The following is a 12,496-nucleotide window of genomic DNA, read 5'->3' as shown; positions in this document are numbered from 1 at the left end:
ATACCTCCAATTGTCAGAGATTATGCCAACAATTCGCGGGCCACTCATCGGCGCAGTGTGCTGCACCGGTCAGGACGGGTGCAGGTGGGTGCGCTGCCCCTCGGGATCCAGGATGGTCAGCAGCTCCGCCGGGCCGCCGAGGGCACCGAACGCGTGCGGGATCATGCAGGAGAATTCGGCGGCCTGACCGGTCTCGACGCGAATTCGCCTGTCCCCCAGCCAGAGCTCGACCGTGCCCGACAGCACGGTGAACCAGTCCCGGCCGGGATGCACGCGCTGCTCGCCCGTCGGCGGTTTGGTGAGGCGCATCTTCGCGACCGAGACGCCGTGCGGGCCGTTGTCGCGGGTGAGCATCCAGATGGTGAGACCGCGGGCGCTGTCGGTCTGGGGCCGGATCACCACGTCCTCGTCGCCCACCGGCTCGACGAGCTGATCCAGCGTGGTGCCAAGCGCGCGGGCGATGGGCGCCAGCTGATCCAGCGCGATGCGACGGTGGCCGGTCTCGATGCGGCTGAGCGTGGACGGGCTCAGATAACAGCGGGCGGCCAGCTCGTCCAGGGACCAGCCGCGCGCCGCGCGCAGACCCCTGATCCGCTTGCGCACCACGCTGTCGAGATCTCCATCTTGCTCCATACGCAATATTGTATGCCCTTGACGCAATCCGCCGGTACGGTCGAGACCATGAGTCACGATCACCAGCATCACCACAGCGCCCATCACCCCGGCCACCCGTACGACGGTCACGATCACGGCGACGAGTCCGCCCTGGCCGACATGCTCGACCTGGACGCCGAGGTGCTGCACGAATACCACGCCGGGGTATTCGCCCTGATCCGCGAGCGCGCCGGGGACGGGCCGGTGCGCCGGATCCTGGACATGGGCGCGGGCACCGGCATCGGCGCGCTGACCCTGGCACAGGGCTTCCCCGGCGCCGAGGTGACGGCCGTCGACCTGTCCCCGTTCATGCTGGCCCATCTCGAGGAGAAGGCCCGTACATCCGGCGTGGCCGACCGCGTCCATGTCCTGCGGGCCGATCTCGACGCCGGCTGGCCCGATCTGGGCGCGGTCGATCTGGCGTGGGCCTCGAATTCGTTGCACCACATGGCCGATCCGGTCCGCGTGCTGAACGACCTGTTCGGCACGATCCGTCCGGGCGGGCTGCTGGCCCTGGCGGAGCTGAATTCGTTGCCGCGCTTCCTGTCCGGCGAACTCGGTGACCTCGAGGAGCGCTGCTACGCCGCGGCGGCCGCCGAGACCGCCGAGCACGTCCCGCATCTGGGCTCGGACTGGGCGCCGATGCTGACCAAGGCCGGTTTCGACATCGAGATCGAGCGCCACTTCGAGATCGATCTGGCGCCACCGCTCCCCGCCGCGACCGGTCGCTACGCGCACAGCACCCTCCAGCGCATGCGCGCAGGCCTCGCCCAGCGTCTGTCCCCGGCCGACCTGACCGCCCTGGACACCCTGATCCTCGAGGGCCCCGACACCTTCGCCGGACGCCCCGACCTCACCGTCCGCGCCGATCGCTCGCTCTGGATCGCCCGCCGCCCCTGATCCGGTCACCCTCCCCGCTGCGATCGCCTCGGTCGAACCACCGTGGGCTGGAGCCTGATTCCCGGCGAGTCGGCCCGCGGGACAACGCCACCCCGACATCCGCGCATATCCTGGTCGCAATTTTGCTCACGCTGATCGTGACCGGTGGTAGACGGCCCGCGATGGAGCAGAATTCGCGAAAGCTGAGGCGCCGGATGCGCCATCGCACCGGAACACGATCACGGGAGGCTGGGTGACGACGTCGCTGCCGATGAAGCTCGAGTACACCAGGGATGTCCATCCCGGTGTCGATGTGCCGCTGCTGCATGAGATCCTGCGGCCCGAGCGTTCGCTCTGGTCGCCGGGAGAACTACACGAGCTCGCCGATGCGGTGTCGACCGAATTGGCGCCCCGGCTGCGGGATATCGTCCGTTTCGATACCGGGCGGCGATGGTGGGCCCGGCTCGCCCTGACGATGGGCGTCGAGGTGTGGCTGCTGTCCTGGATGCCGGGCCAGGGCACCGAGCCGCACGACCACGGCGGCGCCTCCGGGGCCTTCACCGTCACCCTCGGCGAACTCGCCGAGGAGTATCGCCACATCGGCGCCCCGGTCCGCGCCGCGCGGTGGCGCCGCGGCGATACGGTTGCCTTCGGCCCCGGCCGCGCCCATCAGCTGCGCAATACCGGCACGGACGCGGCGGCCTCGGTGCACGCCTATTCCCCGCCGCTGCGTCCGGTGCGGGCGTACCGTGCGCTCACGGACTTCGCGGGCGTGGACCATCAGGAAGAGGTGTGAACATTACTGCCGACGATTTGGTTGCCGAAGCCAGGGCACAGTTCGACCGTGTGAACCCCGAGCAGGTGGCGGCACTGCTGGATGACGCCGGCGTCGTAGTCGACATCCGCCCCCATACCAACCGGCTCGCCGAGGGCGAGATCCCCGGCGCGGTCATCGTGGAGCGGATCGTGCTGGAGTGGCGGCTGGATCCCGCGGGAGAGCACCGGCTCCCGGGCCTGACGGCCGAGACGCCCGTGGTGATCGTCTGCAACGAGGGCTACGCCTCGAGCCTCGCCGCCGCCGATGTTCGCGGACTCGGATTGCGGCGCGCCACCGATCTCATCGGCGGATTCCGCGCCTGGAAGGCCGCCGGACTGCCAGTAGTTCCCGGCGGATCACCCGCCATTCCCTAGCCCGCCGGGCTATCGGACGTTCCGGACGAATCGTCAACCGTTCCCTGGACCGCCGAGCTGCCGGTGGTCCCGGGCGAATCGCCAACCATTCCCTTGGACCGCCGGGACATCGGAGGTTCCGGCCGGATCGCCGACGTTTCCCTAGGCCGCCGACCGCCCCTATCCGCGCGCTGCGGCGAGGAACGCGCGGATCAAGTCCGGCGACTTCACACCCCGCTCGCTCTCCACCCCACTGGACACGTCCACCCCCCACGCACCGGTCGCCTCGATCGCCGCACGCACATTCCCCGGGTGCAGCCCGCCCGCCAGCAGCCAGCGCCCGGCCGGAGTGGCGAACTCCGGCGACGCCCAGTTCCACGGCTTACCTGAGCCCGGTTCGGGAGCATCCAACAGCAACATATCCTCCCCGAATTCACCACTGCGGGGCGCGATTCGGGCCGCCGCCGTGGCACGGATGAGTACCCGGCCCGGGGCGCGCAGCGCCTCGTAGTACTCCGGCCCCTCGTCACCGTGCAACTGAACCGCGCGAATACCACTGGCCTCGGTCAGTTCCCGAACCTGCGCGATCGGCTGCCCGCGGAACACGCCGACGGTCAGCACGTCGTCGGGCACCCGCTCGGCGAGCCGGCGCGCGGTGTGCGCATCGACGGTTCGCGGACTGGGCGCGAAGACGAACCCGACCGCGTCGGCGCCGGCGGCGACCGCGGTGTCCACGTCCTGTTCGGTCCGCAGCCCGCAGATCTTCACGAAGAGCTCGGTCATATTCCGAGTCAACCAAACTCCGACTCCCGGCACTGACCGGGGGCCGCGCGTACCGAATGGTTGCCAATGGTTAACTCTGGGTCGGACGGGTACCCAGGATCCGGCAATCGCCGGTCGCCCCGGCAACCGTCCCGCGAAGCTTCACGACAACCCCGCACTCACGCAGCGCCGCTGAGGAGGAACTACCGTGAACAGCATCGTTTCCCGGGTCGGAGGCGGCCAGGCGACGGTCACGCTGGTGGAGGCGAATACGTTCTGCCTGTCCGACCAGCTCGGCGACATCCACCCCGGCACCGCGCAGGGACTGTTCTACCGCGATACCCGCGTAATCTCGCGCTGGCAGCTGCGGGTGGAGGGCCACCACGCGGACCAGCTCACGGTGCTGACCCCCGACGCGCTGGAGGCGCAGTTCGTGCTTCGCGTACCGCCACGCCCGGGCGTTGCCGACAGCACGCTGCTGCTGGTGCGCGGCCGCGCGATCGGCGAGGGGCTCACCGAGACGATCACCGTACACAACCTCGGTCACGAGGACACCGCGCTGCGGCTGACGCTGCATGCCGAGGCCGATTTCGCCGACCTGTTCGCGGTCCGCGAGGAGCGCGGGCACCACGGCGCTGCCGAGGTCGCCGTCGCCGGTGCGGAACTGCGCTTCACCGACCATTCCGATCACGGCCGCGGCGTAATCGTCGAGGCCACAGACGATCCCGTCGTTCTCCCCGGCGCGATCAGCTGGCGGATCGTGGTGCCCGCACACGGCCGGTGGAACACCCGGGTGGTGGTGCAGCCGGTGGCCGGGCATCGCAGGATCCAGGCCACCGGACCGGACCACGACGGCCCCCGCGACCGGATGCAGGCGTGGCACGCGACGGCAACCGGCCTGACCAGCACCAATCCGCTCCTGAGCTATGTTTTCCGGCAGACCGAGAGCGATCTGGGGGCTCTGCGCATCGACGACGACGAACGGACGGCCTACGTAGCGGCCGGCGCGCCCTGGTTCATGCGGCTGTTCGGCCGCGACAGCCTGCTCACCTCCTGGATGGCGTTGCCGCTGGATTCCGCGCTGGGGGTGGGCACTCTCGCCCGGCTCGCGAAACTGCAAGGTACGACGGTGAATCCAATCACCGAGGAAGAACCCGGCCGCATCGTGCACGAGATGCGCCGGGGCTGTGCGGGATTCGAGCACGGCGGAGCCTACTACGGCTCGGTCGACGCCACACCGCTATTCGTCATGCTGCTCGCCGAGTGCCGCCGTTGGGGCGCACCGGAATCCGAGATCTCCGAACTGCTCCCCGCCGCGGATGCCGCGCTCGACTGGATCGACCACTTCGGCGACTGTGACGGTGACGGATTCGTCGAGTATCGCCGTAAGACGGACCGCGGCCTGGCCAATCAGGGCTGGAAGGACAGCGGCGACGCGATCACCGACGCCGCGGGACGCGCGGCGGACGCGCCGATCGCGCTGTGCGAGGTGCAGGGCTATGCCTACGCCGCGCGGCTGGCGCGCGCCGAAATAGCCCGCGCCGGCGGCGATCTGTCCAGGGCAGAACGACTCACCGAGCGCGCCGCGGAGCTGAAGGAAAACTTCGACCAAGCGTTCTGGGCGCCCGAGCACGGCTGGTACGCGCTGGCCCTGGATCAGGGCAAACGCCGCGTCGACGCCCTGACGAGCAACCTCGGGCACTGCCTGTGGACCGGAATCGTGCCGGACGAGCGCGCCGAAGAGGTCATCGCGCGGCTCGCCGGTGAGGATATGGACAGCGGATTCGGGCTGCGGACGCTGTCGTCGCGGATGCGCGCCTACAACCCGATGGGCTACCACAGCGGCTCGGTCTGGCCGCACGACACCGCACTCGCGGTCGCCGGTTTGATGCGGTACCGGCATGTGCCCGGTGCGTGTGAGCTGGCCGGACGACTCGCCGAGGGCCTGATCGCCGCGGCGGTGCACTTCCACGGGCGGCTGCCCGAGCTGTTCTGCGGGTTCGGCCGCGACCAGTTCGGCGCGCCGGTCCCCTACCCGACCTCGTGTTCACCGCAGGCGTGGGCAAGCGCCGCGCCGCTGCTGCTGGTCCGTGCCATGCTCGGCCTGGCCCCCGACGTGCCCAATCGCACCCTGGATGTCGCGCCGCTGCTGCCGCGACGGTGGGGCCGGCTGGCGCTGACGGATCTGCGGCTGGGCCCGGTCACGGTCGAGATCGAAGCCGAGGGCGACACCATGCAGGTGCGGGGTCTGCCCGCCGATTGGACTCTGAACGGCGAGGGCTCCGAGGTCGCGGAGCGGGTCCCGGCGGTCGCCGACGCGTGACCCGCCGGGGAGTCGAGGGGCATGTCTCGAAACCGGCTGCACCCGCGACCAATTCGCGGGTCCGGCCGCACCGAGGCCGCTCACTCCGTCAAGCGGCCCGCTCCTGGGTAGTGTGCCGATAATCCGCTTGGCGGCGCAGCTCCTCGCGTTGGGTCCGGTGCTCGGGACACAGGTGGCGGTGCCCGCGGCGGATGTAGGCGGGGTCCAGTCGTTGTGCGAAGGTCAGGTGGTCGCGGCGCCAGCAATCGCCGCAGATGGGCTCGTTCATCTCGAACCTCCTCATTCCCCCTCGTTCGGCTGGTGGACCGGGAGTTCCCGGTCCGGATCGGACTCAATCCCCCCTATATCCATACTCATCCACAATGGCGGCGAACCGTTACCAGTGTGACCGTCCGGGACGCGCAAGGCGACCGATGATTCCATCTGGATCTTGTTGCGGGCGGCACGGTGTACGAATCCTCAACGGCGCAGCGCGGTCTCGTGTTCCAGGTGCGACAGCTTCGCGGGATTGCGCACGGCGTACAGCCCGGTGATGAGGCCGTCGTCGATGCGCAGCGTCATGACCGTGTCGATCTCGCCGTCCACGCGCAGGATCAACGCCGGGTGACCGTTGACCCGGCTCGGCTCCAGCGCCGCGGCGACGATCCTGACCGGGCGGGCAACCAGCAGCCGGGCCACCGTGGCCGCACCCGAAATCGGCCGCACCGCAGCCTGTTTGACGCCACCCCCGTCACCCAGGAACACCACGTCCGGCGCGAGAATATCCAGCAGGCCCTGCATGTCGCCGGTCGATACCGCCCGCTGGAACGCCTCGAGCGCATCCCGGGTCTGGGCCGCCGAGACCTCCCCGCGCGGCCGGCGCGCGGCAACGTGCGCCCGCGCGCGATGGGCGATCTGGCGGACCGCGGCCGGAGTCTTGTCGACGGCCTCGGCGATCTCGTCGTAGCCCAGGTCGAATACCTCGCGCAGCACGAATACCGCGCGCTCGGTCGGGGCGAGCGTCTCGAGCACCAGCAGCATCGCCATCGAGATGCTGTCGGCGAGCTCGATGTCCTCGGCCACGTCGGGCGCGGTGAGCAGCGGTTCGGGCAGCCAGGGGCCGACGTAGGACTCCTTGCGGCGCCCGAGCGTCCGGAGGCGATCCAGCGCCTGGCGGGTGGCGATCCGCACGAGGTAGGCGCGCTGTTCCTGGACGGTGGCAAGATCCACCCGCACCCAGCGCATCCAGGTCTCCTGCAGCACGTCCTCCGCGTCGGCGGCCGAGCCGAGCATTTCGTAGGCAACCGTGAACAGCAGGTTGCGGTGGGTGACGAAGGCCTCGGTCGCGGCGTCCGGGGGTGTACCGGTCATGGGCGGCTCCTGTCTCTGCTCGGCTCCTGCGTTGCTCACCAGACGCCGGTCCCCCTCATTCTGTGACACCCCGTTCGTATGACCGTCGTCACCCTGGCGAGATGTCACAGCAAGCGCGGCGCCACCATCTCATGGGCGACCGATCGCACCCGGCCCACGGGTGCCGCTCCCCGAGGAGGACCCGATGAACATCGCGCTGTGGATCGCCGCCGGACTGCTGGCCGCCGTCGCCCTGACCGGTGGCATCACCAAGACGTTCGTACCCCGGGCGAAGCTGGCCGGGGCGCCCGGCGGCGGATGGACCGCGAATACCGACCCCGGGTTGATCAAGGCCCTGGGCGTGCTGGAGATCCTCGCCGCGGCCGGGCTGATCCTGCCCGCGGCACTGGGCATCGCCCCGGTCATGGTCCCCGTCACCGCGGTGTGCTGGATCCTGCTGATGATCGGGGCGATCATCACCCACCTTCGGCACGACGAGGCCAAAGTCGTTGTGGTGAACCTGATCTACCTCGCCCTGGCGGTCTTCGTCGCGGTGGGCCGCAGCTGATCCGCGGCGCGACGAACATGTCGGATGGACCTGGCAGACTGCCCGATGTGGCAGGGATTATCACGATCGACGACATCCGTGCGGCGGCGGGGCGGCTGGCCGGGGTGGCCCACCGGACGCCGGTGCTCACCTCCCGGGTGCTGAACGAACGGGTCGGCGCCGAGGTGTTTCTCAAGTGCGAGAACTTCCAGCGGGTCGGCGCGTTCAAGTTCCGCGGCGCCTACAACGCGATCTCGCAGCTGACCGGGGAACAGCTCGCGCGCGGAGTGGTGGCGTGGTCCTCGGGCAATCACGCCCAGGCCGTCGCGCTGTCCGCGCGGTTGCTCGGGACATCCGCGGTCATCGTGATGCCCGAGGACACACCCGCGTCGAAGATGGCCGCCACCAAGGAGTACGGCGCCGAGATCGTCACCTACGACCGCTACACGCAGGACCGGACCGCCATCGGCGAGGCCCTGGCCGCCGAGCGCGGGCTCACCGTCGTTCCGCCGTACGACCACCCCCAGGTGATGGCCGGGCAGGGCACCGCCGCACTCGAGCTGTTCGACAGGACCGGACCGCTGGCCGCCCTGCTCGCCCCCGTCGGCGGTGGCGGCCTGATGGCGGGCTGCGCGACCGCGGCGACCGCACTGTCCCCCGGTATCCGCATCATCGGCGTCGAACCGGACGCCGGTGACGACACCAAGCGCTCGCTGGCGGCCGGTCACCGCGTCCGGATTCCGGTCCCCCGCACCATCGCCGACGCCCAGGCCGCCGACATCCCCGGCGAGCTCACCTTTACCGTCAATCGTGAACTGGTGGACGAGATCTGCCTGGTCACCGACGATCAGCTGGTGGCGGCCATGTCGTTCCTGTTCGACACGATGAAGATCGTCACAGAGCCGACCGGCGCCGCCGGTGTGGCCGCGCTGCTGTCCGGACGGGTCCGGTTGCCCGGCGCCCGGATCGGCGTCATCGTCTCCGGCGGCAATGTCGGCGCGGCGCGGTTCGCCGAACTGGTCGGCGGCTGACCACCGCCGTTACGAGGCGCGATACGCGCTGACATCGAAGGTTCCGTTCCGGTTCCGGAACGATGCCGCCGAGTCCGGCCACAGCAGCGTCACCCGGCCGGTCCGCTCGTCGCGGTACCAGCTGGTGCAGCGGCCCTGCGTCCACACGGTTCCGCGGGCGCGCTCGTCGATGTCGCGCATCGACGAGCGGACCGCCTCCGGCGTCACCTCGAGGACCGCGGCGGCCGTCGCGGCCAGGTGATCCAATGCGCCCAGCACGTAGTCGATCTGGGTTTCGATCACGTAGATGGCCGAGTTGTGGCCCAGCGCGGCGTTCGGGCCGTCCAGCACGTACATGTTCGGGAAGCCGTCCACGGCGGTCGAGGCGTGCGCGACCATGCCGTTGCTCCACCGCTGCGCCAGCGGCAGCGAATCGCGGCCGTGGATGTGCCGGGCGATCGACGGGCGGGTCGCGTTGAAGCCGGTCGCGAAGACCAGCACCTCGACGTCGTACGCGTTCCCGCTCGCGGCGACGGCCGTCCCCTCGCGCACCCGCGCCAGCGGGGTCGATTCCAGCCGGACGTGCCCGGCCTGCAAGGACGAGAAGTAGTCGTCGGAGAACAGGATTCGCTTGCAGCCGATCTCGTAGTCCGGGGTCAGCTCGCGGCGCAGCCGCAGATCGGGCACCTGCACGGCCAGATGGTCCAGCGCGCGCTGGCGCAGCAGGTCGATCTCGGGATGCTGGCGTCTGCGGGCCGCGATGCTGAGCTCGGCATCGGCGAACAGCTCGTCCCGCAGCGCGGTGATCGCCTGCGGATCGGCGGCGAAACGCAACAGTTCCTCGCGGGTGTAGAAGCGATCGCCGCGGGGCAGCACGTACGGCGCCGAGCGCTGAAAGACCACCAGCTCACCGGCCTCCCCCGCCAGCCGCGGCAGGATCTGGATCGCCGAGGCGCCCGTGCCCACCAGGCCCACTCGCTTGCCGACGAGCGAGACCTTCGGATTCCACCGGGCCGAATGCCATTGGCGGCCGGTGAATTCCGCCAGATTCTCGACCGGGGGGATGTTCGGCTCGGTCAGTCGTCCGGTGGCGACGATCAGGTTGGCCGCGGAGAAGTCGCCGCGGGACGTGCGGACCAGCCACCGCGCCTCGGCCTGGATCCACTCCGCCCGCTCCAGCGCGCAGTTCAGCAGCAGGCGTTCGCGCAGCCCCTCCCGCTCGACGCAGGACCGCAGATACGCGTGGATCTCCGCGCCCTCGGCGAAGACGCGGGCCCAGTGCGGGTTCGGCCGGAACGAGAACGAATACAGATGTGAGGGAATGTCGCACGCCACGCCGGGATAGCGATTGTCGCGCCAGGTGCCGCCCACATCGTCGGCCTGCTCGATGATGACGAACGACTCCCGGCCACGTCGAGCGAGCTGAATGCCCATGCCGATCCCGGCGAAACCGGCGCCGACTATCAGCACGTCGACGCGGACCGCATCCGCCGGCATCCCGGGGTCTGTCTGGTCCGGCGGTGTCGGATCAGACATCGGAGTACCGCGTCGTGCGCTGGCGCAGCGGTCGGCCCAGCCGCTGCGCGACGGCCCGCACCTCATCGACGGTCAGGGTGAGTCCGGCCTCGGCCCCGGCATCGGGCGCGAGTTGCCCGTCGAGCAGCAGTCCGCCCAGATCGTTGGCGCCACCGCACAGCAGCGTCGTCGCCTCCGCCAGCCCTACCTTGGGCCACGCGGCCTGAATGTTCCCGATGCGCCCGTGCAGGGCCAGCCGCGCGACCGCGTGCAGCGCCCGGGTCTGCCGCGGGGTGGGGCCGAGTCCCGGCACGTCGCGAAGTCCGGGCGCCGGAACCCCGGGACCGAAGGGCATGGCGATGAATTCGGTGAAACCGCCTGTGCGGTCCTGGATCTCGGCGAGCAGGCGCAGATGTGCGACCTGCTGGGCGGGCGTCTCGACGTGCCCGTACACCATGGTCGAGGTCGAGGACAGGCCCGCGCGGTGCGCCGCCTCGATCACCTCGACCCACCGGCTCACCGGCAGGTCCGTGCCGCCCTTCATGCGGGCGCGCACCTCGTCGTCCAGGATGCGCGCGGCGGTGCCGGGCACCGATCCGAGCCCGGCAGCGCGGGCCGCGGCGACGAACGCGTCCAGGGGCAGGCCGCGACGAGCCGCGCCGTCGAGCAGTTCCTCGGGGCGCAGCGCGTGCAGGTGAATCGGCGCGGCGCCGGTGATCGCGGCGATCAGCGCCAGGTAGTCGTCGTCGCTGTCGGTGGGCAACGGTCCCTGCATGCAGATCTCGGTCGCGCCCAAGGCATATGCCTCCGCCACCAGAGCCGCAAGCCGTTCGCGCGCCGCGGTGCCGGTGCCCGACACGTCGGCCGTGTCCAGGTTCCGGTTCACGACGTACGTCACCGCGTCGCCGACCGCCTCCCGCCGCACCGAGTCGGCCAGGCGGCACAGTTCATCCAATTCGGGGCCGTCGGCGCCCAGCAGCGCGACGTATCCCTCATCCGGCAACGACGCCGGAGCCTGCGCGGCCTCGGCCACCCACTCCCGCACGAGGCCCGCATCGGGCACATCAACGCCCGCGACCGCACGATCCACCGGCCCACCATACCGCCGGGCGGGGACATCCCAGTTCAGGGCGCTACGCGCCGGCGGCCTCGGGGCGGACGCCGGAGGCAACGTAATAGGAACCGCCCTGATACCACTCGAGCTTCGTATTCAACAGCTCCGAGGACAATTCCTCCGCGAATGCCCGGCTGCGGGCCGGGCTGCGGTGCGTATTGCCGGCGATCAGATCCATGACCGTGCTGATCGGGTTCAATGCGGACCGCAGGCCGGTGAATGAGCAGACGTCGCCGATCACGATCCGGCCGCCGCCCCGCACGGCACTCTTCAATGCCTGGAAGGCCCGCTCCGGCTCACTCACCATCGATAGCCCGAGAGTGCATATGCCCGCGTCATAGGACGACGCCCGGAGGACGCTCTCCGGTATCGCGCCGACGTCTCCCCGGTACAACTCGACGTTCTTCCATCCATTGTCCGAGATTCTGCGCCACGCCTGCAAAAGCATGCCCTCGGACCAGTCTATGCCGAGAATCTCCCCCTCCGGCCCGATGCGGTCCCGAATGAACGGGAATTCCAGGCCGGTCCCGCAGCAGAATGCGATCACGCGGTCGCCACGATGGAGATCCATCTCGTACACGGCCGCCCGCTTCAAACTGATCATATTATGCTGCCCACGGTCGTAGAACCTCGACGCGCGGTCATAAATGAAACGGGTCCGCCGAACCCACTTGGCGCCGATCACGGGAACGTTCGCTGGGGTGCTCATTCCGGCCTCGCAGATCGTGGAGAAGGAAGGTCGTCGGATTGCTGCTTTCGGGCCATCGCCAACTCGCGACTCCCGAGTGTCGGACAGCCACGATTGCCGCCCGCGCCGGTGGACCGTCACCGCGCGCGAACGGGTGTATACAGGATAGTTCTCCCGCCTTCGCGCCACCGGCGATTCGCGCACCCGCCCCGGCGCCCGGGCGAAATTTGCAAGGATGCACAGCGTTGCCCCGAGCAATGCGTCCGCGATCAAAGAATAAGGGTCGCCTACGCCTCCTCACTTGGGACTAAATACCCCTAGACAACCCATAGCCAGCATCTATGCTGCTAGGTATAGCCACTTGCCGCACGTCCAGTCGGGGGTCGTGCAGCATATCCAGCTTGCCGTGTAGTAGCCGTAGTAGCCACACCGGCAGGCGGAGGAACGGGGTAGATGGAAGTGGGACGCACGGAGACCCGGCAGCAGATTCGATCCGCCGCCCTGG

Annotated in this window: 13 protein-coding genes; 6 read left to right on the top strand and 7 right to left on the bottom strand. The window is 69.7% G+C overall.

Going from position 1 to position 12,496, the window contains the following annotated elements:
• Window positions 1-69 precede the first annotated feature (69 nt).
• Window positions 70-633: a helix-turn-helix domain-containing protein gene (locus KO481_RS18945; protein WP_215918525.1), complete on the bottom strand. Its 564-nt coding sequence runs from the start codon at window positions 631-633 to the stop codon at window positions 70-72.
• Between the two features lie 48 nt (window positions 634-681).
• Here KO481_RS18945 and KO481_RS18940 point away from each other — a divergent pair, with 48 nt between their 5' ends.
• The 3 genes from KO481_RS18940 to KO481_RS18930 all read left to right on the top strand — a co-directional run bounded on the left by KO481_RS18940 (window position 682) and on the right by KO481_RS18930 (window position 2,724).
• Window positions 682-1,554: a class I SAM-dependent methyltransferase gene (locus KO481_RS18940; RefSeq protein ID WP_215918524.1), complete on the top strand. Its 873-nt coding sequence runs from the start codon at window positions 682-684 to the stop codon at window positions 1,552-1,554.
• Between the two features lie 232 nt (window positions 1,555-1,786).
• Complete coding sequence (locus tag KO481_RS18935) at window positions 1,787-2,329, top strand: cysteine dioxygenase (RefSeq protein WP_308166676.1); 543 nt, start codon at window positions 1,787-1,789, stop codon at window positions 2,327-2,329.
• Entirely contained in the window at window positions 2,326-2,724 is a 399-nt protein-coding gene (locus KO481_RS18930) for a rhodanese-like domain-containing protein (protein WP_308166675.1), read from the top strand. The genes KO481_RS18935 and KO481_RS18930 overlap by 4 nt, the downstream gene beginning before the upstream one ends.
• Before the next feature lie 159 nt (window positions 2,725-2,883).
• Here the strand turns inward: KO481_RS18930 and KO481_RS18925 are convergent, their stop codons facing one another.
• Window positions 2,884-3,486 carry a phosphoribosylanthranilate isomerase gene (locus KO481_RS18925; protein WP_215918523.1) on the bottom strand — a complete coding sequence of 201 codons (603 nt, stop codon included), beginning with the start codon at window positions 3,484-3,486 and terminating at the stop codon, window positions 2,884-2,886.
• Window positions 3,487-3,673: 187 nt separating this feature from the next.
• Between KO481_RS18925 and KO481_RS18920 the strand changes: the two genes are divergently transcribed.
• Window positions 3,674-5,788, top strand: a complete 2,115-nt coding sequence (locus KO481_RS18920; RefSeq protein WP_215918522.1) for an amylo-alpha-1,6-glucosidase — start codon at window positions 3,674-3,676, stop codon at window positions 5,786-5,788.
• Between the two features lie 88 nt (window positions 5,789-5,876).
• On the opposite strand, the gene KO481_RS18915 is transcribed toward KO481_RS18920, so the two are convergent.
• The gene (locus KO481_RS18915) at window positions 5,877-6,056 is read right to left on the bottom strand and encodes a hypothetical protein (RefSeq protein WP_215918521.1); all 180 of its coding nucleotides are present in this window, start codon (window positions 6,054-6,056) and stop codon (window positions 5,877-5,879) included.
• A 191-nt stretch (window positions 6,057-6,247) separates the two neighbouring features.
• The gene (locus KO481_RS18910) at window positions 6,248-7,138 is read right to left on the bottom strand and encodes an RNA polymerase sigma-70 factor (RefSeq protein ID WP_215918520.1); all 891 of its coding nucleotides are present in this window, start codon (window positions 7,136-7,138) and stop codon (window positions 6,248-6,250) included.
• A gap of 184 nt (window positions 7,139-7,322) precedes the next feature.
• Between KO481_RS18910 and KO481_RS18905 the strand changes: the two genes are divergently transcribed.
• Together KO481_RS18905 and KO481_RS18900 are read left to right on the top strand one after the other, a co-directional pair.
• Entirely contained in the window at window positions 7,323-7,685 is a 363-nt protein-coding gene (locus tag KO481_RS18905; RefSeq protein WP_215918519.1) for a DoxX family protein, read from the top strand.
• Window positions 7,686-7,732: 47 nt separating this feature from the next.
• Window positions 7,733-8,695, top strand: coding sequence for a threo-3-hydroxy-L-aspartate ammonia-lyase (locus KO481_RS18900; RefSeq protein WP_215918518.1), 963 nt, complete (start codon window positions 7,733-7,735; stop codon window positions 8,693-8,695).
• 9 nt (window positions 8,696-8,704) lie between these two features.
• Here KO481_RS18900 and KO481_RS18895 read toward each other — a convergent pair whose 3' ends face one another.
• The 3 genes from KO481_RS18895 to KO481_RS18885 are packed head-to-tail and all read right to left on the bottom strand — an operon-like array spanning window position 8,705 to window position 12,264.
• Window positions 8,705-10,210: a flavin-containing monooxygenase gene (locus KO481_RS18895; RefSeq protein WP_245401171.1), complete on the bottom strand. Its 1,506-nt coding sequence runs from the start codon at window positions 10,208-10,210 to the stop codon at window positions 8,705-8,707.
• Window positions 10,203-11,279, bottom strand: coding sequence for an FO synthase (locus KO481_RS44370; protein WP_215918517.1), 1,077 nt, complete (start codon window positions 11,277-11,279; stop codon window positions 10,203-10,205). Before KO481_RS44370 ends, KO481_RS18895 begins: the two co-directional genes overlap by 8 nt.
• A 43-nt stretch (window positions 11,280-11,322) precedes the next feature.
• Entirely contained in the window at window positions 11,323-12,264 is a 942-nt protein-coding gene (locus KO481_RS18885) for a class I SAM-dependent methyltransferase (RefSeq protein ID WP_215918516.1), read from the bottom strand.
• Window positions 12,265-12,496: the final 232 nt, after the last annotated feature.

Source organism: Nocardia albiluteola (genome assembly GCF_018860155.1).
Classification (GTDB): domain Bacteria; phylum Actinomycetota; class Actinomycetes; order Mycobacteriales; family Mycobacteriaceae; genus Nocardia; species Nocardia albiluteola.
This window is presented reverse-complemented; position numbering and strand designations above follow the sequence as displayed.